Below are 19,871 nucleotides of genomic sequence, written 5' to 3'. Positions count from 1 at the left end.
GACCTCACGGCCATATCTACCTTTCTTCACCTTGGAGACCTCGTCATGCCCCGCCCCCTGCTTATCGATCCCAAAGATTGCGCCGACGAGGAATGGTCCGACCCAAACAGGGGGAGCTACCTGTATCGCCAGATACTCTCATCAAGCGTCACGGACAGCGATAGTTTCGCCGCAGGCATCATGACCTTCTCTGCCGGCGACCAATGGGCTGTTCACCGTCATCCCGAAGCTGAGATCTATTTCGGTCTGGAGGGCGAAGCCGACGTCGAAGTGGACGGTCGGCTCTATCGGCTTAAGCCGGAAACGCTGCTCTTCATCCCGGGCGGCTCGTTTCACGGGGTGCCACCGACGCCAGACCGCTTACGCTTCTTCTATGCGTTCGCGACCGATCGGCTGGAAAACATCAGCTATACGTTTCGGGACGAAGCTTAGTGGCTCGAAGCGGACATTCACGCGGAAACGCATGAACGTCTCATCTGGGTCGAAACCCGTCCGACCGGTACGGGTTTCGGCTCTCGCTTCGCAGATCAGCTCGACCGCGTGGAAAGCTGTCGTTCCTTTCACGGTGGAATAACGACAGCTATGCAGCAATGTCCGGCCGTCGGGCGCGTGCGATTGGCGAACTCGCTCCCGTCGCAGAAGGCTGCTCAGCGTCGCCGAGACGTGGCTTGCGAAACGCCGCAATCCGGGATGGTCGGCGGCAACGCCCTGACGCGTCGCAATGGCGGCGACGCATTCCGCCGTTGAGATCGGCCGTCCGGCCTCACGCAGCGTCTCGAACACCGCCTCGGTCTTGTTGAGACGCTGGAGTTCGGGCGGCAGGGGCACTGGTGCCGGACGTTTCGTCTTCGCCAAGGCTTGGATCGGCGATGCGTTCGGATCGCAATGAGCGAGGACGGCATCGTACGACGTGAGCACCACCTCGAGCGCCTTCGCCTGCGCCCGCAGTTCGCCGATCTGCGTCTCGATCGCATGTCGACGTTGTCTCAGCTCGTCCTCGAATCCCATGCCATGCGCTCCCGTATGCCATTCGGATACATACCGGGAACTTGGGATTGGATCTGGTGGCTTTTGCTACCTAATGCCGCATCGCTGCCGCCGGGCAGAAGGACAGCGTCAGGCCTTCTCCGCCTTGCGCCGGCAAACCAGATGCACGGCCAGAGCCAGAATACCGCCGCCTGCAAACCGGAAGGGAAAGGCAGCGAGTGGTCCTGCCTGCGCTGCAAACTGAGGCAAGCCAATGGAACGCAGCAGCGCGTCAGCCATCAGCGAAAAAACCGCTGCCGCAAAGGCTGCAATAACAATCTGCCGCCGCTGCGCCGCGAAATAGCCCATGACAGCACCGATCGCGAGTGCAATCGGGTTGAGAAGTCCGGCGAATTCGAAAAGATCCGCCCACATAGCCGAAACATCAATCATACGCACACTCTAGCCCGCGATCGGTCCGCTGGCGAGCCTTTGCAGGGCCTGCGCGGCGTTTTCACACAGGTGGACAGGCGGGGCGTATTCACAAACGAGAAGGCGCGGGACCTTTGCCCCGCGCCTGCATTGGCAGAATATGGCTGTCTGGATCAAACCGCCTGCGCCGCCTTGGCTGCAAGCGGCGATGCCGGAGCGTCGGCGCCTGCTTCCAGCGTGCGCTCCAGATCGGCAATCACCGGCTCCGGATCTCGTCTCGAAGGGTGTCACAAACAGGCGAAGCCGGCGGAAGGCTTGCCCTACCATCACGGAAGAGGTGAGGAAGACCAGAAGCGGCGCGAACACCAGAGGCAGGGCAATCGGCATCAACCAGAGCTGCAGATCCGGTGTGTAGTTATAGGCAAACACCAAGGCGGCAGCGCCGCCAATGGCCATCCACCAGGTTGCCTTGACGCTATCCCAAAAGGACATGGAGCCATCTGCACGATCGGCTGCAGGCCAGCCGGAATCGGCCCCGAGCAGGATCTGCAGAACGGACCGGCTTTGAAACATCATATGCACCGGCGCCAGCATGGAGGTGAAAACAAGCTCCAGAAACGCCGTCAGGGTGACGCAGATCGCACCGCCGAAATTCCTGGAATCCCGCCGAACCAGTGCCCGCACAAGCAGGATGGCTTTTGGCAGGATCAGAAGTGCCACCACGCCGAACAGCAGCGCCAGTGCCGTCGTCGTCTCCGGATGCGGGAACACCGGGAATGGCGAGGACGCATCGAAATAGACCGGCGGCGGCGCGAACAGCGGCGCTGCAAGGCTTGCGATGATGAACAGCAGCCAGATCGGTGAAGACAGATAAGCGAAAATGCCCTGAAGGATCGAGATCCGGCTCCACAGCCGGAAGCGCGGCGCGATTAGCAGCCTGGCATGCTGCAGGTTGCCCTGGCACCAGCGCCGGTCACGCTTTGCGTAAGCCACGATATTGGCGGGCGCTTCTTCGTAGGAGCCTTCCAGATCCGGATCGACACGCACGGTCCAGCCGTCACGGGCCAGCATGGCCGCTTCCACCGTATCGTGGCTGAGAATGTGCCCGCCGAACGGCGGCTTGCCGGTGAGCGCGCCCATACCGCAGCTTTCGGCAAAGGCCCGCACACGGATGAGCGCATTGTGCCCCCAGAACGGGCCCTCCGTGCCCTGCAACGCCGCCACGCCCCGGGTGAAGACCGGCGAGTAGAAGGCGGCAGAGAACTGCAGCATCCGGCCAAACAGCGTGCTGAGACCAATGACCTGCGGCAATGCCTGCAGCAATGCCAGTTTGGGCTCGGCCTCCATGCGGCGGACCATTTCAATAATGGTTTCACCGCGCATCAGGCTGTCGGCATCCAGCACCAGCATGTAGGAATAGGCGCCGCCCGACGTGCGGATGAAATCCGCGATATTGCCGGCCTTGCGCCCCACATTCGGGCTGCGGTTGCGGTAATAGAGATGACCGCCTGCCTTCAGACTGATCAGCGCCGAGCGATAGGCCTCGTTTTCGGCGGCGACACTCGCGGCCTTGGTCGAGTCCGAAAGCACATGCACATCGAAAAGATCAATGTAGCCCGCCGCCTCGATGGATCGGTACATGGCCGCGATCCGAGCGAAGACGGGGCCGGTATCTTCATTGTACACCGGCACCAGAATGGCGGTCCGCCCGGCCGGGCGGCTTTGTACGGCAGGAACCTGCGGGGGCGTGAAAAGCACGCCCAGCAGCGCCGTACAGGCACCCCAGGCCAGCCAGAATGCGGTGATGACAATCAGCGCGATGCGCAGAATGTCGACCCAGTCAAATCCATCCGACTGAACCACCGTGCCAAACATGGAAGCGGCGGCGACCGTCAGGGTCGCCGCCAGCACGAAAGCTCCAATACGCCGGATTGCCACCGCGAGGCGGCTTTCCCCCGACCCGATCATGGATATCAGCCCTCACCCACCGGCGGCTGAGCACCGAAAAGGCCGCGGAAGCCGGCAGCCGAACGCAGACGGGCCGGAAAGAAATATCCCTGCAGGTCATGCTCGGGCATCGCCAGAGCGACCTGCGGCTGCGGAAGTGCCATACAAGAGGCGACAAGACGCAGCGTGGCCGCATCCCGGTCAGCCTGCGCAAGCAGATCCTCTGCGCTCCGCTCCAATCCAAGCAGCGCGAGCGTCTCGGTCACTGCCTGCAAGAGCACGGCATCCTCGACGTCCGCCCGGCCAGTATGGGTGCGGACAAACTCCAAACCAACTGCAACCGCTGACATTTCAGCATCTGCGGCAAAGTCCGTTTCAATCGACATAGAAGCCTCCTGGTCTCCCATGACAACCCCATTCAAACCGTTTTGTTCCATTGGTACATCCAGGTCTCTGTCACTGCCTTGCCATTCAAGAACAGGGACAAGCTCATTTCGGACGGCTGGTTCGCGTCTTCCCTGTAAAGGTCGAAGATGAAACGCCAGTGTCCGGGCTGCAGTTGCTGAAGCTGCGGATTGCGCACCTCTGCATTCTGAGCCCAAAGTTTCGGTTCAAGCGCCGCGTCACCGCCAATCGACATCAGCGGGCCACCGTTGAATTCGACGACGAACTTGCGCAACGCGCTGTCGTAATCCGAGGCCGCGCTGCCGCCGTGGCCCGTGCGGGTATCCGTGATCTGCGCAAGCTCAGTGCCGGGCTCCGGTTCGCGGCCCCAGTACATGCGGTAGCGGAACCGCAGCTCGGCGCCAGCCTTCGCAGGCTCTGCCGGAACCCAGAAGGCAGCAATGTTGTCGTGAATTTCCTTCTGGGAAGGAATTTCCGCCAGCATCACATGGCCCTGCCCCCAGTCATCCAGGGGCTCGATCCACAAGGACGGACGGCGCTCATACTTGGCCTCCGTGTCCTGATAGTTCTCGAAGCTGCGGTCTCTCTGGATCAGACCAAAGCCCTGCAGTTTTTCAGCTGAGAAGAAAGACAAGGCCAGATTGCGCGGATTGACGAGCGGCCGCCACTGACGTTCGCCGGATGCTTGCAGGATGAGCAACCCGTCGCTGTCATGGACCTCGGGACGGAAGTCATCGAACCCCATCCGGTCATTCTCGCCAAAGAGATACATGGAAGTCAGCGGCGCAATGCCCAGACGGTCCACATCCCCGCGCAGGAAAATGCGCGCATCCACCTCGACTTCGGTGTTGATGCCCGGCGTCACCACGAAAGCATAGGCACCGGTCACCCGCTCGCTCTCCAGTTCGGCCCAGATCTTGAGGCTGTTCTGCCCCGGCTGCGGCCGTTCAATGAAGAAACGCGTGAAACGCGGAAACTCCTCCGGCCGGCCGGCTGCCGTATCAATGGCAAGCCCGCGTGCGGACAGGCCATAGATGGAGCCTTTACCAAGCGCACGGAAATAGCTGGAGCCAAGGAAGGCGATCAGCTCATCCTTGTACTCCGGCCGGTTCAGAGGATAGTGCAGCCGGAAGCCGGCAACACCGGGCAGATCCTGCCCCTCAAAATCAGCTGCGGTGAGCGGTTCACGGTATTCGAAATCCGCACCTGTGAAATGCAGCTCGCGCAGGTTCGGCCCATCGACCTCATAGATCTGCACAGGCTTGCTGTAGAGCCCTCCCGGAGGAAAGGCCTGCACTTCATAGTTCACACCGGCGTCACGCCAGACAGCCTTGTCCGGACGGAAACGGATGGCGCGGTACTGGTCGTAATCGAGCGTAGCAAAACGCTCCGGAAGTTCCGCGGTGCTTTCCTGGTAGGCCTCGCGCGCCTTCTGGCGCATCTGCTCCACCAGTGCATCAAACGAAAACGCCGGCGCGGGAGCCGTTGCGGGGGCAGCCGGAGCGGCAGGAGCAGGCGCAGCAGTGCCATCCTGAGCCAGCGCGGCACGCGGCAACAGCCCCACGGCACCAGAAAGGGAGCCGAGACACAGCGAACTGGTCACGAGAAACTTGCGTCGATCGATCACGTCAATTGCCCGAGGAAAGTAGGTCACCAGCGATGCAGGAGGGCTTTGGAGGTCGCACCGGACACAAAGCGTTGAGACAATAATATGAGATACTTAGGGCTCTCGTCCATTAAAATGCTGCAATGCGGCACCTTTTACCTCACGTTTTCTGAACAACCACAAAAACAGGAATACCAAACCCTTAACGCGGCCTTCCTTCGCCTCTTTGTAGAAACGAAATGCGGCAGCAATTCGCAGAACGCAAAACACTCTTCATAAACCGTTAGCAATCAAGGCAACGCGGGCACCAATCGCCAACGAGGCGGTAAGTCCGGGCGATTCGATTCCGAGCAGATTCACAAGACCGGCAATCTTGTGACTGGCTTCCGTTTCGATGAGGAAATCTGCCGCCGGCTCTTCTTCACCTGTCAGCTTTGGGCGAATACCTGCATAGTCTGGCAACAAAGCTTTGTCCTGCAGCCCCGGCCAATAGCGGCGGATTGCAGCGTAGAATCCGCCGGCCCGGGCAGGATCGACGCTGTAGTTTTCCTTTTGTACCCATTCCACATCCGGTCCGAAGCGCCCCTGCCCTGCCAGGTCGAGTGTCAGGTGCACGCCAAGACCGCCCGGCTCGGGCACCGGATAGATCAGACGCGAGAACGGCGGGCGTGAGGACAGGCGGAAGTAGCTTCCCTTGGCCATGTGGAAGGGCCGCAAGGGATAACCGTCCAGCGTCGACAGCAGCCGCATGGATCCGAGACCGGCACTGACCACGAGAAGACGGCAGGAGAGCCGGTAACCTTCCGGCCCCTCCATCAACAGATCGAAACCGCCGCCACTGCGCTGGCAGATCGCCGCAACGCAGCTGTGCAAGACCACCTGTCCGCCGTGAGAGGCGATATCTCCTTCAAGAGCCTGCATGTAGCCATGGCTGTCGAGGATGCCGGTAGAGGGTGACAGCAGCGCGGCCTCACAGGCAAGAGACGGTTCCAGCGCCTGAGCCTCAGCCTTTGTGAGGAAGGCAAGATCATGAACGCCATTGGCCGCGGCACGGGCAGCGATGGCTTCCAGTTCGGCCACCTGATCAGCGGAGGTTGCGACGATCAGCTTGCCGCAGCGCCGGTGGCCAATACCGCGAGCCGCGCAATAGGAATAGAGCCGCTCCTTGCCTTCCACGCAAAGCTCGGCCTTCAGGCTGCCCTTCGGATAGTAGATCCCGGCATGAATGACTTCGGAGTTGCGGGCGCTCGTCTCAGAGCCGATCAGCCCGTGACGCTCCAGCACCATGACTTCGCGCCCGCTTTCCGCCAGCGCGCGCGCCACAGCCAGTCCTACGGCCCCGGCACCGATGACAACGGTATCAACGTCAAACACGGCCTTCTCCCGCTGTGCCGGGATTGCTTCCGGCAAACAGGCAGGAAGAGACCGTGCTCAGACAGGCGCGTCAAGCCGAAAGGACATCCAGATTGCCACCGAAGGCGGCATCAATCTGGGACCAGGGCGAAAAGATGCCGTAGGTCCCATCACCGATGGCAGGCGTGCTCGCGGTCACATCGGTGTTGGTGCAAGTTCCGACATTAATGCCGCAAAAGGTGACATCCGTGGAGGTGCCAGCCTGCGTGTAGACCGGGCCGCCACTGTCCCCTTCTTCGGAAGCATAGGACGCCAAAACCTGGTTGGTCAGGGTCTGCGGCTCGTCATATTCGCCCACCGCGAAGGTGACGCTGACGCCGGTGGCAACCACCTGCCCCTCCTGCGCGGCCTCATTGTTCATGCCCAGCATCTTCACATCAAGGCCGGGCAGGATCACGTCATCCCCGGCAACACCCGTCACACGCAAATAGGGCCCGGCAGCTGTCCATATTTCACCTTTGGCAATGGCGGCGGCAACGGTCTTGGCCACGAAGGCGGCATCGCAGCTGCCGGTCTTCCAGTCTGCAATGACCAGCACCTTGCCGATGTTGTCCTGAGACACCTTGCTGTTCTGATAGACCGTGGTGTTTTTCTTGCTGACCACATGCCCGGAAACGAGAACGCCATGCTTGGGTGTGATGGAGCCATCATCATAGCTGCAGCCGATACAAATGGTCCCTGTGAATTCCTGATAGTTCCGGTTCACCACCATCTGAATGCCGCCCACGGCGGGCCGGATGCGGTCCTGATTGGACATGTGCCGCCGTGCCGTGAAGGGCTGAAGCCGGAGCGGCAGGCCGCAGGTGAGATAGCGCAGATGGGCAAAGGTATCTTCGGACGCACCTTGCCTGAAATCGAGCCCGGCCGTAAGAACTCCGGTCTCCCAGTCCACATAGGCCAGCGTCAGCGGCAGATGGCCACGGCCCCGGGTCTGCATGGCCGCAGTTACGGCGCCATGCGCCTGCATCAGATAATCATCCATCATAGCCGCCTCTCTCACGATACGCCCTGTCCCTGAGGATGAGACGCATCCATGGACACCAGCGTGAAAGATGGACGGCAAAATAGCCGGGACTCACCGCAAGGCTTTCGCGCAGGCCTTCTACGGCTTAGATGGGCCGGACCTTGCCCGAAGCTTGTAGGGAAACGGAGACCTAGAGAAACTAACAATCTCCGCCGTCACTCATACGCAAAAACAAACCCGCCGGGTTGCCCCGGCGGGTTGGATGTCTCAGCCTGGCAGCACCAGACTTATGTCACCACCAGCGGGCCGGGGTGAAGCGGCCTGCGGCCTTTTCAATCACGGCACCGGCCTGGAACAGGGTCTCCTCACCGAAAGGACGGCCGATCAGCTGCAGGCCGAGCGGCAGGCCGGTGGAGGAGAGGCCCGCAGGCACGGAGAGGCCCGGCAGGCCAGCCATGTTCACCGTCACCGTGAAGATGTCGTTGAGATACATGGCGACCGGATCGGAAAACTCTCCCGGAGCAAAGGCGGCATCCGGCGTTGCCGGGGTAAGGATGGCATCAACGCCCGCTTCAAAGGCCAGATCGAAGTCGCGCTTGATCAGCGTACGCACCTTCTGGGCCTTGAGGTAATAGGCGTCATAGTAGCCGGCCGACAGCACATAGGTGCCAATGAGAATGCGGCGCTGCACTTCCTTGCCGAAGCCTGCGGCGCGGGTGTTCTCATACATCTCGACAATATCCTTGCCCGGCACGCGCAGGCCGTAGCGCACGCCGTCATAGCGGGCAAGGTTCGAGGAAGCCTCTGCCGGAGCAACGATGTAATAGGCCGGAAGGGCATATTTCGTATGCGGCAGCGAGATATCAACGATCTCGGCACCGGCGTCCTTCAGCCAGGCGATGCCCTGCTGCCACAGCGCTTCCACTTCCGCAGGCATGCCTTCGACGCGGTACTCACGCGGAATGCCGATGCGCATGCCCTTCACGGACTTGCCGACTGCAGCCTCATAGTCCGGCACCGGCAGATCGACGGACGTGGTGTCCTTCGGGTCCACGGAAGCCATTGACTTCAGCAGGATGGCGCAGTCTTCCACCGTCTTGGCGATAGGGCCGGCCTGATCCAGCGACGAGGCATAGGCGATGATGCCCCAGCGCGAGCAGCGGCCATACGTCGGCTTGATGCCGACGGTGCCGGTGAGCGCGGCAGGCTGACGGATGGAGCCACCCGTGTCAGTCGCCGTCGCACCGAGGCAGAGGCTCGCAGCAACGGCTGCAGCCGAACCACCGGACGAGCCACCGGGCACCAGCGCCTGCGTGGAGCCGGTCTTGCGCCAGGGATTGACCACGTTGCCGTAATAGGAGGACTCGTTGGACGAGCCCATGGCGAACTCGTCCATGTTCAGCTTGCCCAGCATCACCGCGCCATCGGCCCACAGGTTGGACGTGACGGTCGATTCATACGTGGGCTTGAAGCCGTCCAGAACATGCGAGCAGGCCTGGGTATGCTCACCCTTGGTGGCGAACAGGTCCTTGATGCCCAACGGCAGGCCTTCCAGCGCACCGCCCTCGCCCTTCGCCAGCTTCTCATCCGATGCCTTGGCCATGGCGCGGGCCTTGTCTGCCGTCACGGCGACATAGGCGTTGATTGCCCCGTTGGAGCCCTCGATGGAGGAAAGGAAGGCATCCGTCAGCTCGGCGGAGGTGAAGTCCTTGTTGCGCAGGCCGCGGCGGGCTTCGGCAAGGGTCTGATTGGTCAGATCGGTCATGATGTGATGTCCTTGCGCGGCTTATTCGACGACTTTGGGAACCATGAAGAAGTTGTCTTCGGTGGCCGGTGCATTGGCCACAACGTCAGCAGCATAGCCGCCATCGGTCACGCCATCGGCACGCTTCTTCATCGTCTGCGCCACCACGGAGGTCAGCGGCTCGACGCCCTCGATGTTCACTTCGTCCAGCTGCTCGACGAACTGGAGAATCGAATTCAGCTCGCCAGTCATGCGCTCGGCATCCGCATCGCTCACCTTCAGGCGGGCAAGACGCGCAACGCGCTTCACCGTATTGATATCGACAGACATGGCGCTTCCTCGTGCCGGATGGTCTCATGAAACAGATTCCCCCTTATTCCGCTGCACTTGTCCAAAGGCAAGGCCGGCCAGGGCTTGAGGATGAGGGCTGCATCATTTACGGTATTAGAGGATACCGTATTTATAGATCTGCGGATGACAACCCCGGCTGAGACATATGATGTATGGCAAAGCGTCCCGCTCCCCTCTCCCCGTGGCCGCCACAAGGACGAGGCACTGACGATCCGCATTCTGGGTTCGGCACTGCAAGTGCTTGCTGACCATGGGCCGGGGGCACGGCTGGCGGAGATTGCGCGGGCGGCGGGAACAAGCCAGCAGGCGCTGCACCGGCGCTGGCCGGACAAGGCCGGGCTGATGCTGGCGGCGCTGGAGCATGGAATTGCGGGGCTTTCGGACCTGCGTGCCGGACGGGCCGGGTTTCAGAGAACCACAGCGGGGGAACTGGTGTCCTTCCTGAGCGAAGCCTGCCAGCGATTAAGCGGCACGGTTCTGGGCCGGGCACTCGCCCGCCTGCCACGCACGGCTGAAGGCTGTCCGATGGCGCAGCTTGTGGACGGCCTTGAGGATGAATGGCGGCTCGCCCTGCGGCAGATGCTGATTGCCACGCCCTTTGAAGCTGCACTTGCTGCGCGCATCGAACTGGTCACAGGGTTTCTGCGCCTTCAGACGGGAGCGCCAACCCCGCCACAGCAACGCCTGATAGAGGACACGGCGGCGCTGGTGCTCGGCCTCATTGCCCCTGCACAGCCGCAAAGCCCCGGCAACACTGACTCAGCACTGCCGGGGCTCTGACCTTCACCCTTGCGGATGCGGCACAAGATCGGGCCGGAGCACCTGCGGGGCTTCTTCCACCGGCTGGCGGGTGAAGCCCTTGACGGTCGAGAATGCTTCCGCATCGCGCTGGATCTCCACCGGGCTCAGCACATAGGCGGCCGCCAGTTCCGCCAGCGAGCGCAGGGCATGCATATGGATGCGCTCATAGCCATGGCTGGCATCGACGCCGAAGGTGGCGAGCGCCGTGCGCACATCAGCCCCCGCCTCCACAGCCGAGGCTGCATCGGAGCGGTAGTAGCGGAACACATCTTTCTGATAGCGGATGTCATGCTGGCGGCACAGCTCCACCAGCTTCCGGGTAAGATGGAAATCGAACGGCCCCGTCTGATCCGCCATGGCGATGGTCACGCCGAACTCGTCCGAGTTCTGCCCCGGCGCCGTGGTGCCATTGTCGATAGCAACCAGCGAGGCGATATCCGGCGTCAGAACGGCACCTGCCCCGTGACCGGTTTCCTCTGCGATGGTGAAGAGGAAATAGGTGTCCACCGTCGGAACCGAGCCTTCCTTCACCAGCGCCTTCAGCGCCGCCAGCATGACGGCAACGCCAGCCTTGTCATCCAGATGCCGCGAGACGATGAAACCATTGGGCAGGAACTCCGGTTGCGGGTCCACAGCCACCATGTCGCCGATTTCGATGCCGAGACGCTGAAGATCGGTGGCAGAGCGCGACAGAGCATCGACGCGAGCCTCCACATGGGTCCAGCCCGTGGGCTGGGTGTCCACCTCGGCATTGAATGTATGGCCGGACGCCTTCAGCGGCAGGATGGAAGCCCGATAGGCGCCTGCTCCGGAAAAGATGGTCACCCGCGCCCCTTCGGCAAAGCGCGCCGACCAGTGGCCGACCGGCACAAGCTCCAGCCGCCCGTTGGGCTTGAGCGCCTTTACCTGAGCGCCCAGCGTGTCGAGATGGGAGACAATGGCCCGTGCCGGGCGCGGCGCCTCCCCGGGAGACGGGCGCGGATCGCGCCGCGCCGGGTCATTTCATAGGAAATGCCAAGATTTTCCAGATAGGCACAGACCCAGCGCGCCACTTCATCGGTGAAGCCGGTGGGGCTTGGCACATTCAGCAGCGCCATCAACACCCGTTCCAGCTCTTCCACATCAATGGACGGCAAGCTCAAAGATCACCTCCCCGCGCCAGGCGGCACGGACGGGCTGAGGCATAGACAATGGAAACAGGAAATCGACAAAGCGTTCCGCAGTCGGCTGCGGCTCGTGATTGGCAAGTCCGGGCCGTTCATTCGCCTCGATAAAGTGATAATCGGGCTCACGCGGGTTCGTCACCATCAGGTCGATGCCCGTTACCGGGATCTCGATGGCCTTGGCTGCCCGCACAGCTGCGTCGATCAATGCGCCGTGGGTCTCGCCCGTCACGTCATGAATGGTACCGCCAGTGTGCAGGTTCGCCGTCCGCCGCACGCGAACGGTCACGCCCGCAGCCGGAACATCATCCAGCGCATAGCCTTCCAGCGCCAGACAGCGCTCGGTCTCGGCATCCATCGGGATACGGGACTCGCCCCCGGTAGCCGCAGCCCTGCGGCGGGATTGGGTGGCGATCAGATCGCGGATCGGCGTCACGCCGTCGCCAGTGACTTCTGCTGGCTTGCGAATGGCAGCGGCAACCACTTTGTAATCGATCACCACCAGCCGCAGATCCATGCCCTCGACACAGGCCTCCAGCAGAACATCAGTGCAGTGATGGCGGGCAACGGCGATTGCCGCCATGGTTTCTTCAAGGCCGGTCAGGCCGATGGCGATGCCCTTGCCCTGCTCGCCACGCGCCGGTTTCACCACCACCTTGCCGTGGGCCGCGAGGAAGGCCTTGACAGTCTCCTCATCTGTGGCAAGCGCCTGTGCCGGAACTGTAACCCCCGCCTGCTCCACCACCCGGCGGGTGGCGGCCTTGTCATCGCAGATCGACATGGCAACAGCGCTGGTGAACTCGGACAGCGACTCCCGGCACTTCACTTGCCGCCCGCCATAGGAAAGGCGGAAAAAGCCGCCCTCCGCATCCAGAATATGGGCATGAATGCCCCGCCGCCGCGCTTCATTGACGATGATCGCCGCATAAGGGTTGAGCGCCGCATCGACCGCAGGCCCGGCATAGAGCGCCTCGTTGATGGTGTTCTTCTTCTTCACCGTGAAGTAAGGCACGCGGGCAAAGCCCAGCTTCTCATAGAGCTTGATGGCCTGTTCGTTGTCATGCAGCACGGAGAGGTCCATGAAGGGCCGGCCGCGCCCCTTGAAGTGCTCGGCAAGACGGCGCACCAGCGCCTCGCCGACGCCCGGAAACTTGGCCTTGGGCGACACGGCAAGGCACCAGAGCGAAGCACCGCTGGCCGCGCCATCCGTCGCCCTTTCGTGATCCACACCCATGGCGGTCCCGGCGATTTCGCCGGTTTCCTCTTCCTCGGCCACCAGTACGGTGACCGTGCGTGCATCCATCTGTGACCAGAAGAAATCAATCGGCACCGGCACCATGCCGCGCTCGGCATACAGCCGGTTCACGGCTTCCGCATCCGCCCGCGAGGAAGCGCGCCGGATGGTGAAGCCGGGGCGCCGGTTGCGCGCCGTGCGGTAGGTCGCCAGATCCAGCCGGAACATATGCGAGGGATCGAGAAACAGATCCTGGGGAGCCGCGGCCAGCAGCACATGCGGGTCGCGCACATAGATGGCAATGTCCCGCCGCCCCGGCACCTCGGCCAGGAGCGCATCCACAAGAGGCTGAGGCTCGGCGAAGGTGTCTCCGAAGATCAACCGCCCCCAGCCGCAGTCGACACTTGCGTCCGGATCGCCGCCCGCCTCATCCAGCCGGATTCCCGGCTTCAGCCCATGCTCTCGCAGCCGCAGCAGCCGGTGGTCATAGGCCCGGCGCGGACGGTTCAGCTCAAGTTCGCTCATGGATCAGATTCCCTGTTCCTGCAGCCACATTTCCAGCAGGCCCACCTGCCACAAGGCAGAACCGCGCAACTTGGTCAGATGTTCCCGAGGCTCTGTCAGAAGCATGTCTGCATAGCGGGTGTTGAACAGGCCGCGCTGGCGTGCAGCCGGGCTGTGCAGCGCTTCGCGCACCATCTCCAGCGTTTCGCCTTCAAGGTATTTCAGCGCCGGAACCGGGAAGTAGCCCTTGGGCCGGTCGATCACATCCGCTGGGATGACCTTTCGTGCGGCATCTTTCAGGACGCCCTTGCCCCCTGCGCCAGCTTGTGGCGGGCCGGAATGCGGGCAGAAAGCTCTACCAGCTCATGGTCGAGGAACGGCACCCGCGCCTCCAGACCGAAGGCCATGGTGTGGTTGTCCACGCGCTTTACCGGGTCGTCCACCAGCATGATGTTGGTATCGAGCCTGAGCGCCTTGTCCACCGGATCTGCGGCACCGGGCGTCGCGAAATGCTGCTCGACAAAGGCAAGGCTCTCGTCGCGCTCCGGCAGATACTCCGGGTTCACTTGCTGGCGCAGTTCGGCATCCGTGCGATCGAAGAAGGCATCGGCATAATCGGCCACCGGCTGATTGGAACCGGCCAGCGGCGGATACCAGTGATAGCCGCCAAAGACCTCATCCGCTCCCTGCCCCGACTGCACCACGGTGATGTGCTTCGACACTTCCCGCGACAACAGATAAAAGCCGATGTTGTCATAGGAAACCATTGGCTCGGACATGGCTTTGACGGCGGCAGGCAGCTCGGCCCGCATGTCAGCCGAAGGCACAAAGATCTTCTGATGATCGGTGCCATAGTGGCGGGCGATCAGGTCGGAGTAATGGAATTCGTCGCCCTTCTCGCCATTGGCCTCCTCAAAGCCGATGGAAAAGGTCGCAAGATCCTTCTGACCTTCTTCGGCCAGAAGCCCGGTGATGAGGCTGGAATCCACCCCACCCGACAGCAGCACGCCCACCGGCACATCCGCCACCATGCGGCGGCGCACGGCGGTGCGAAGCCCCTCCAGCACCATGTCGCGCCATTCTTCGGCAGACCGGGTCTCGTCGGCACGGCTGCGCTCGAACTCAGGCTTCCAGTAGACGTGATCGGAATAGCTGCCGTTCACGTCATAGGTCCGGATGGTCGCCGCAGGCAGCTTGCGCACGCCCTTCAGCACGGTGCGCGGCGCAGGCACCACAGCATGCCAGGTCATGTAGTGATGAATGGCAACCGGATCGAGTGTCTTGTCAATCCCGCCACCGGCCAGCAGAGCCGGAAGGGTCGAAGCAAAGGCCAGACGGCCGCCACTCTCGGCCAGATACAGCGGCTTGATGCCGAAACGGTCGCGCACCAGATGCACCCGGCCCGTGTCGCGCTCATGCACGGCAATGGCGAACATGCCGTGGAAGCGCTCTACGCAATCGCGGCCCCACTGGGCCCAGGCCTTCAGGATCACTTCCGTGTCGCTGGTGGAAGCAAAACGCTGGCCGAGCTTGCTCAGTTCTGCCCGCAGCTCCGCGTGATTGTAGATGCAGCCATTGAACACCAGCGACAGACCCGCTTCCCGGTCGTGCATCGGCTGGGCGCCGCGCTCGCTGAGGTCGATGATCTTCAGCCGCCGGTGGCCGAGCGCAACACGCCCCTGCTGGGTAACGCCCATGCCATCAGGCCCGCGCGCGGCCATCGCACGTGCCATCGCGTCCACGCGCCGCACATTCGCATCACCGCTGCCAAAGACCACTTCTCCACACAAGCCGCACATATCCGGGCCGAGCCTCCATTGCTATTATCGGTGCGTGATATATAGGACTCTAATCATTAGAGTTCAAATCATCGAGGCAATTTATGCCGCAGAACACCGAAGCCACCCGTATTTTCAAGGCCTTGCGCCGCATCGTCCGCGCTATTGACCTGCGCTCGCGCGAAGTGGCGCGCACGGCGGGTCTCACCATCCCGCAGATTGTGGTGTTGCAGGCGATACGGGATCTGGGGGATGTGACGACAAAGGCACTTTCCGTTCAGGCGGACCTGAGCGCGGCCACGGTGGTCACCATTCTGGACCGGCTGGAAGAGCGCGGGCTTGTGGCACGGGAGCGCTCAGCCACAGACCGGCGCATTGTTCATGCCCGGCTTACAGAGGAAGGGCGCATATTGCTGGAGGGGCCCCCGCCCTGCTGGACGAGGAATTTGAGAGACGTTTCAGCCGCAAGGATACCCGCAACCAACAGATCCTTGCCAGCGCCATCGAGGAGATTGCCGCCCTCATGGACGCCCACCGCCTCGATGCTGCAGCCATCCTGACAACAGGTGAGATGACGGCGAAAGCGCCGGAGTAAGGCAAGATCCGGCAGGGGCCGCAGAGGAGAGAAGCTGGAGCCAGACGGCTGGCGCAGAAGCTCCTCTCCCCTGATAACGGACGCTGGGATGCAAACGCATCACACTGTGAACTGGTTTATGCCCTGATGATGTTGTGCTCCGGCCCGAAGGGGAACCCGGTGATGTTCTCAGCGCCGGTTTCGGTGACGATCAGGATGTCGTGCTCGCGGTAACCGCCGGCGCCGGGCATGCCCTCGGGGATCATGATCATCGGCTCCATGGAAACAACCATACCCGGCTCCAGCACCGTGTCCACATCCTCGCGCAGTTCCACCGCTGCCTCGCGGCCATAGTAATGCGACAGCACGCCGAAGGAATGGCCGTAACCAAAGCTGCGGTATTGCAGGAGATCGTGCTGGCGGTAGATGTCATTCAATTCAATGGCAATGTCACAGCATCGGGCGCCGGGACGGATCAGCTTCAGCCCGGCGCGGTGGACATCGCAGTTCACCTCCCACAGCCGCAAATGCGCATCGGAGGCATGCTCGCAGAAGAGCGTACGCTCAAGCGCGGTGTAGTAGCCGAAGATCATCGGAAAGCAGTTGAGGCTGAGGATGTCCCCCGCCTCGATCTTGCGGTTGGTGACCGGATTATGCGCACCATCGGTGTTGATGCCTGACTGGAACCAGACCCAGGTGTCCATCAGTTCCGCGAAGGGGAACGAAGCGGCGATTTCCCGCACCATGGCCTGCGTGCCTGCCAATGCCACCTCATGCTCACCAACACCTGCCGCAACCGCATCAGCGATGGCTGCGCCGCCCACATCGCAGATGCGCGTGCCATGACGGATCAGCAAGTGCTCCTCGGCACTCTTGATGGTGCGCATGCGCATCACCGCATCGCTCACGTCGACAAGTTCAACTCCGGGAAGCGCAGCTTCCAGCAGTGCCTTCAGGTCAAGCGAGACGTGGTCGAACTCGATACCGAGACGCTTTGGCTTCCGCCCGCCGCGGAACAGAATTTCGGACACGGCATGAAAGTAGTTGTCCTTGCGCCAGTCCGTATAGGTCAGCGCCGTTCCATGCACCCGGCGCCAGGGCTGACCGCCATCAATGCCGGGCACCACTGCCGTTGCGGCCTCATCATCGACGATGAAGCCGAAGCGCCGGCCGAAGGCGCAATAGAGAAAGCCCGAGAAATAGCAGATGTTGTGGTAGCTGGTGAAAAGGCAGGCATCCACACCGAGCGCCTCCATACGGGCGCGCAACCGGTCTTGCCGGCCTTGCATCTCACCTGCAGAAAACGGCGACCAGCTCTTCTCGCCGTTTTCGATCACCTGCAGCCGCATCATGTCGTCCGCCATATCCTTCGCTCCATCTTGGAGGTCCAGCCTCTGCCGGACCTTGAAAAATCAGCTTCTGAAACCAAAACGGGCCGGCTTCCCGAATGGGAAGCCGGCCCGCCAGGCCTGAACTCTGTGCTGGAAAAATGCCCGGAACTGGCGTACCGCCCCAGGTCTCCAACGAGCCTCAAGAAGCTCTTGGAGGAACGATCATTCCAGCGATGTCATGCCGCTCCGCTGTGCGGAACATTATCTGTACGTGCCTCAGTCTGCGTGATCCTTGCGCAAGCGATCAAGCGGAGCAACGCGCCAAACACTTGTCAAATTGCGCCAGCTTCAGGGCTGACCCGCCGCATCAGGCCGGTGTCACACCGCGCAGCCGTTCCGACCGGCGGCGCAGCAGCTCCAGCACGCTGAGGAGAAGGATCGACAGCAGCACCATGATCGAGGCGACCGCCAGGATGGTCGGCGAAATCTGCTCGCGCAGGCCCGTGAACATCTGCCAGGGCAGTGTCTTCTGAGCGGCAGAGCCGAGGAAAAGCACCACCACCACTTCGTCAAAGGAGGTGATGAAAGCAAAAAGCGCACCCGACACAACACCCGGCAGGATCAGCGGCATCTGAACCTTGAAGAAGGTGCGGATCGGCCCTGCTCCCATGCTGGCGGAAGCGCGCACGAGGCTCTGGTCAAAGCCGACCAGCGTCGCCGTCACCGTGATGATGACGAAAGGCGTGCCAAGCGCTGCGTGAGCCAGAACCACGCCCCAATACGTGCCCTGAAGGCCGATACGGGAATAGAAGAAATACATCCCCGCAGCCGAGATGATCAGCGGCACGATCATCGGCGAGATCAGGATCGCCATGATGGTGGAGCGGAAGGGCACATGGTTCTGCGACAGGCCAATGGCTGCAAGGGTCCCGAGTACGGTTGCGATCAGCGTCGCGACCGGTGCGATGATGAAGGAGTTCCTCAGCGCCTGCTGCCAGTCCGGATTGGTGAAGAAGTCCACGTAGTGCTTCGTGGAGTACCCTTCCGGATCCAGCGCCAGCATGGCTGGCGTGAAGGTGAAGAAGTTCTCCGCGTTGAACGAAAGCGGGATGATGGTGATGATCGGAAAGATCAGGAAGAAGAAGATCAGCGCGCAGATCGTGCGGAACATGTAGTGCCACAGGATCTGGCCCGTCGATGCGTAAGGAGGAAGGGATGACATGGTTTCTCTCCTTACCCGAGCTTCACATTGTCGATGCCGACGATCTTGTCATAGACATAGAACAGCACCATCACCGCAATCAGCAGCAGGGCGCCGAGTGCAGCGGCAAGGCCCCAGTTGAGTGACGTGGAGATGTGATAGGCAATGCGGTTTGAAATGAAGATGCCAGAGGTGCCGCCCACCAGTTCCGGCGTGATGTAATAACCGATGGCCAGAATGAAGACGAGCACCGCCCCTGCCCCGATACCCGGCACAGACTGAGGAAAATAGACCCGCCAGAACGCCGTCCAGTCATTGGCGCCAAGCGAGCGTGCCGCACGCATGTAAGACGGGGAGATGGTCTTCATCACCGAGTAAAGCGGCAGGATCATGAAGGGCAGCAGGATATGCGTCATGGCGATGATTGTGCCGGTGGCATTGTTCATCATCACGAGGCGCCCGTCATCGCCGATCAGTCCCACCCAAACCAGCATATCGTTGATGACGCCCTGCTGCTGCAGAAGAACCTTCCAGGCCGAGGTGCGCACCAGAAGGCTGGTCCAGAAAGGCAAAAGCACGAGGATCATCAGAAGGTTCGACGTGCGCAGCGGCAGCTGCGCCAGAAGGAAGGCAACCGGATATCCCAAAAGGACGCACATGAGGGTGATGGCAATGCTCATCATGAGCGTGCGGCCGAAGAGCATGATGTAGATCCGCTCGTTCTCCGGCAGGCGCTCATAGCCCTCGGCCCCCTTCTTGGCATCCACTGCAGCCAGGAAGTAGCCCGGTGTGTAAGCGCCGGAATAGCTTTTCAGCGTCGTCCAGATATCGAGCCGCCCCCAATCCTTTTCAGCAGCGATCATCTGTTCCTTGATGCCGGGGCTGGCAAGGTCTTCAACCATACGGCCGGACTTGCGCATCAGGCTCGACATGCCGGAGGTCTCGTAATTGAGCCTGGTTCCCAGCCGGGTGTGGGTTTTTGCCGCCACGGCCTCTTTCAGGTCCGCCGCAAGCGCGGCAAAGGCCAGTTCGCCGGGCAGTTCACCGGAGGATGGATCCCAGTCTTCCAGAGCCACGACAGTGCGCGGCAGCGTGTTGGGCACGATGCTGTTGTCGACCGAGCGCAGCAACATGTCGAATATGGGCGCAGCAAAGGTCAGCAGGATGAAGAAAAGCAGCGGCGCGATCAGGACGAAGGCGCGCATTTTTTCGCGGCGCAACGCCCTGGCAAGACTCGCCTTCAGCGGGCGGCCATCCTGGGTCAGCACGGGCCCCGAAGGAGCGGCACCGCCCGTCCGTGATCCGCTTGGGTCCGCTTCACCTGTCATGGCTGCGGATGGCGCATCGGCAATGGTCATGGGTTCCGGAAATCCAGCTTGAGTATCTGTTCGGGCCATCGGGCCGGCAGAAAGACCCCTTGCCCTTCCCCAGCGATGGCTTTCGTCTCACCACTCGCC

16 protein-coding genes and 2 pseudogenes are annotated in these 19,871 nt (G+C 61.9%); 3 read left to right on the top strand and 15 right to left on the bottom strand.

The window, feature by feature from the left end; genetic code table 11:
- Positions 1-45: 45 nt before the first annotated feature.
- Positions 46-432 carry a cupin domain-containing protein gene (locus ACQB61_RS07600; RefSeq protein WP_430512139.1) on the top strand — a complete coding sequence of 129 codons (387 nt, stop codon included), beginning with the start codon at positions 46-48 and terminating at the stop codon, positions 430-432.
- Here the strand turns inward: ACQB61_RS07600 and ACQB61_RS07595 are convergent.
- The 9 genes from ACQB61_RS07595 to gatC all read right to left on the bottom strand — a co-directional run bounded on the left by ACQB61_RS07595 (position 361) and on the right by gatC (position 9,807).
- On the bottom strand, positions 361-1,008 hold the full coding sequence (locus tag ACQB61_RS07595) for a hypothetical protein (protein WP_430512138.1): 648 nt from the start codon (positions 1,006-1,008) through the stop codon (positions 361-363). The two genes, ACQB61_RS07600 and ACQB61_RS07595, sit on opposite strands and share 72 nt — an antisense overlap.
- Before the next feature lie 108 nt (positions 1,009-1,116).
- Positions 1,117-1,419 (bottom strand): phosphatidylglycerophosphatase, encoded by a 303-nt coding sequence (locus ACQB61_RS07590; protein ID WP_430512137.1) that lies wholly within the window; start codon positions 1,417-1,419, stop codon positions 1,117-1,119.
- Positions 1,420-1,428: 9 nt separating this feature from the next.
- Positions 1,429-3,366, bottom strand: coding sequence for a glucans biosynthesis glucosyltransferase MdoH (gene mdoH, locus ACQB61_RS07585; RefSeq protein WP_430512136.1), 1,938 nt, complete (start codon positions 3,364-3,366; stop codon positions 1,429-1,431).
- A 5-nt stretch (positions 3,367-3,371) separates the two neighbouring features.
- Complete coding sequence (locus tag ACQB61_RS07580) at positions 3,372-3,731, bottom strand: hypothetical protein (RefSeq protein WP_430512135.1); 360 nt, start codon at positions 3,729-3,731, stop codon at positions 3,372-3,374.
- Between the two features lie 32 nt (positions 3,732-3,763).
- On the bottom strand, positions 3,764-5,377 hold the full coding sequence (locus tag ACQB61_RS07575) for a glucan biosynthesis protein (RefSeq protein WP_430512134.1): 1,614 nt from the start codon (positions 5,375-5,377) through the stop codon (positions 3,764-3,766).
- A 252-nt stretch (positions 5,378-5,629) separates the two neighbouring features.
- Entirely contained in the window at positions 5,630-6,730 is a 1,101-nt protein-coding gene (locus ACQB61_RS07570) for an NAD(P)/FAD-dependent oxidoreductase (protein ID WP_430512133.1), read from the bottom strand.
- A 70-nt stretch (positions 6,731-6,800) separates the two neighbouring features.
- Positions 6,801-7,754: a hypothetical protein gene (locus ACQB61_RS07565; RefSeq protein ID WP_430512132.1), complete on the bottom strand. Its 954-nt coding sequence runs from the start codon at positions 7,752-7,754 to the stop codon at positions 6,801-6,803.
- Between the two features lie 271 nt (positions 7,755-8,025).
- Positions 8,026-9,498 (bottom strand): Asp-tRNA(Asn)/Glu-tRNA(Gln) amidotransferase subunit GatA, encoded by a 1,473-nt coding sequence (gatA, locus tag ACQB61_RS07560; RefSeq protein WP_430512131.1) that lies wholly within the window; start codon positions 9,496-9,498, stop codon positions 8,026-8,028.
- Between the two features lie 21 nt (positions 9,499-9,519).
- Positions 9,520-9,807: an Asp-tRNA(Asn)/Glu-tRNA(Gln) amidotransferase subunit GatC gene (gene gatC / locus ACQB61_RS07555; RefSeq protein ID WP_019966277.1), complete on the bottom strand. Its 288-nt coding sequence runs from the start codon at positions 9,805-9,807 to the stop codon at positions 9,520-9,522.
- 144 nt (positions 9,808-9,951) lie between these two features.
- On the opposite strand from gatC, the gene ACQB61_RS07550 reads away from it, so the two are divergent.
- Positions 9,952-10,608: a TetR/AcrR family transcriptional regulator gene (locus ACQB61_RS07550; protein ID WP_430512130.1), complete on the top strand. Its 657-nt coding sequence runs from the start codon at positions 9,952-9,954 to the stop codon at positions 10,606-10,608.
- A gap of 3 nt (positions 10,609-10,611) precedes the next feature.
- Here ACQB61_RS07550 and ACQB61_RS07545 read toward each other — a convergent pair.
- The 3 genes and pseudogenes from ACQB61_RS07545 to ACQB61_RS07535 form a co-directional block, all read right to left on the bottom strand.
- Positions 10,612-11,726, bottom strand: a pseudogene (locus ACQB61_RS07545) (osmoprotectant NAGGN system M42 family peptidase).
- 25 nt (positions 11,727-11,751) lie between these two features.
- Positions 11,752-13,551, bottom strand: a complete 1,800-nt coding sequence (gene ngg / locus ACQB61_RS07540; protein WP_430512129.1) for an N-acetylglutaminylglutamine synthetase — start codon at positions 13,549-13,551, stop codon at positions 11,752-11,754.
- Between the two features lie 3 nt (positions 13,552-13,554).
- Positions 13,555-15,329: pseudogene (locus tag ACQB61_RS07535) on the bottom strand (N-acetylglutaminylglutamine amidotransferase).
- Positions 15,330-15,412: 83 nt separating this feature from the next.
- Here ACQB61_RS07535 and ACQB61_RS07530 point away from each other — a divergent pair.
- The gene (locus ACQB61_RS07530) at positions 15,413-15,868 is read left to right on the top strand and encodes a MarR family winged helix-turn-helix transcriptional regulator (RefSeq protein ID WP_430512128.1); all 456 of its coding nucleotides are present in this window, start codon (positions 15,413-15,415) and stop codon (positions 15,866-15,868) included.
- A gap of 151 nt (positions 15,869-16,019) precedes the next feature.
- Here ACQB61_RS07530 and ACQB61_RS07525 read toward each other — a convergent pair whose 3' ends face one another.
- The 3 genes from ACQB61_RS07525 to ACQB61_RS07515 all read right to left on the bottom strand — a co-directional run bounded on the left by ACQB61_RS07525 (position 16,020) and on the right by ACQB61_RS07515 (position 19,772).
- On the bottom strand, positions 16,020-17,246 hold the full coding sequence (locus ACQB61_RS07525; protein WP_430512127.1) for a M24 family metallopeptidase: 1,227 nt from the start codon (positions 17,244-17,246) through the stop codon (positions 16,020-16,022).
- Positions 17,247-17,580: 334 nt separating this feature from the next.
- Complete coding sequence (locus ACQB61_RS07520) at positions 17,581-18,435, bottom strand: ABC transporter permease (RefSeq protein ID WP_430512126.1); 855 nt, start codon at positions 18,433-18,435, stop codon at positions 17,581-17,583.
- 11 nt (positions 18,436-18,446) lie between these two features.
- Complete coding sequence (locus tag ACQB61_RS07515; RefSeq protein WP_430512125.1) at positions 18,447-19,772, bottom strand: ABC transporter permease; 1,326 nt, start codon at positions 19,770-19,772, stop codon at positions 18,447-18,449.
- Positions 19,773-19,871: the final 99 nt, after the last annotated feature.

Source organism: Pannonibacter phragmitetus, from assembly GCF_050510895.1.
GTDB classification, from domain to species: Bacteria; Pseudomonadota; Alphaproteobacteria; order Rhizobiales; family Stappiaceae; genus Pannonibacter; species Pannonibacter phragmitetus_B.
Note: the sequence above shows the minus strand (reverse complement) of the source record. Positions and strands in the feature narration are given on the sequence as shown.

Bases quoted from the DNA above. Each gene is read 5' to 3' on its own strand.
- ACQB61_RS07530 (WP_430512128.1), top strand. From the start codon at position 15,413: ATGCCGCAGAACACCGAAGCCACCCGTATTTTCAAGGCCTTGCGCCGC.
- gatA (WP_430512131.1), bottom strand. From the start codon at position 9,498: ATGACCGATCTGACCAATCAGACCCTTGCCGAAGCCCGCCGCGGCCTG.
- ACQB61_RS07515 (WP_430512125.1), bottom strand. From the start codon at position 19,772: ATGACCATTGCCGATGCGCCATCCGCAGCCATGACAGGTGAAGCGGAC.
- ACQB61_RS07600 (WP_430512139.1), top strand. From the start codon at position 46: ATGCCCCGCCCCCTGCTTATCGATCCCAAAGATTGCGCCGACGAGGAA.
- mdoH (WP_430512136.1), bottom strand. From the start codon at position 3,366: ATGATCGGGTCGGGGGAAAGCCGCCTCGCGGTGGCAATCCGGCGTATT.
- ACQB61_RS07565 (WP_430512132.1), bottom strand. From the start codon at position 7,754: ATGATGGATGATTATCTGATGCAGGCGCATGGCGCCGTAACTGCGGCC.
- gatC (WP_019966277.1), bottom strand. From the start codon at position 9,807: ATGTCTGTCGATATCAATACGGTGAAGCGCGTTGCGCGTCTTGCCCGC.
- ACQB61_RS07520 (WP_430512126.1), bottom strand. From the start codon at position 18,435: ATGTCATCCCTTCCTCCTTACGCATCGACGGGCCAGATCCTGTGGCAC.
- ACQB61_RS07525 (WP_430512127.1), bottom strand. From the start codon at position 17,246: ATGGCGGACGACATGATGCGGCTGCAGGTGATCGAAAACGGCGAGAAG.
- ngg (WP_430512129.1), bottom strand. From the start codon at position 13,551: ATGAGCGAACTTGAGCTGAACCGTCCGCGCCGGGCCTATGACCACCGG.
- ACQB61_RS07580 (WP_430512135.1), bottom strand. From the start codon at position 3,731: ATGTCGATTGAAACGGACTTTGCCGCAGATGCTGAAATGTCAGCGGTT.
- ACQB61_RS07595 (WP_430512138.1), bottom strand. From the start codon at position 1,008: ATGGGATTCGAGGACGAGCTGAGACAACGTCGACATGCGATCGAGACG.
- ACQB61_RS07590 (WP_430512137.1), bottom strand. From the start codon at position 1,419: ATGATTGATGTTTCGGCTATGTGGGCGGATCTTTTCGAATTCGCCGGA.
- ACQB61_RS07550 (WP_430512130.1), top strand. From the start codon at position 9,952: ATGACAACCCCGGCTGAGACATATGATGTATGGCAAAGCGTCCCGCTC.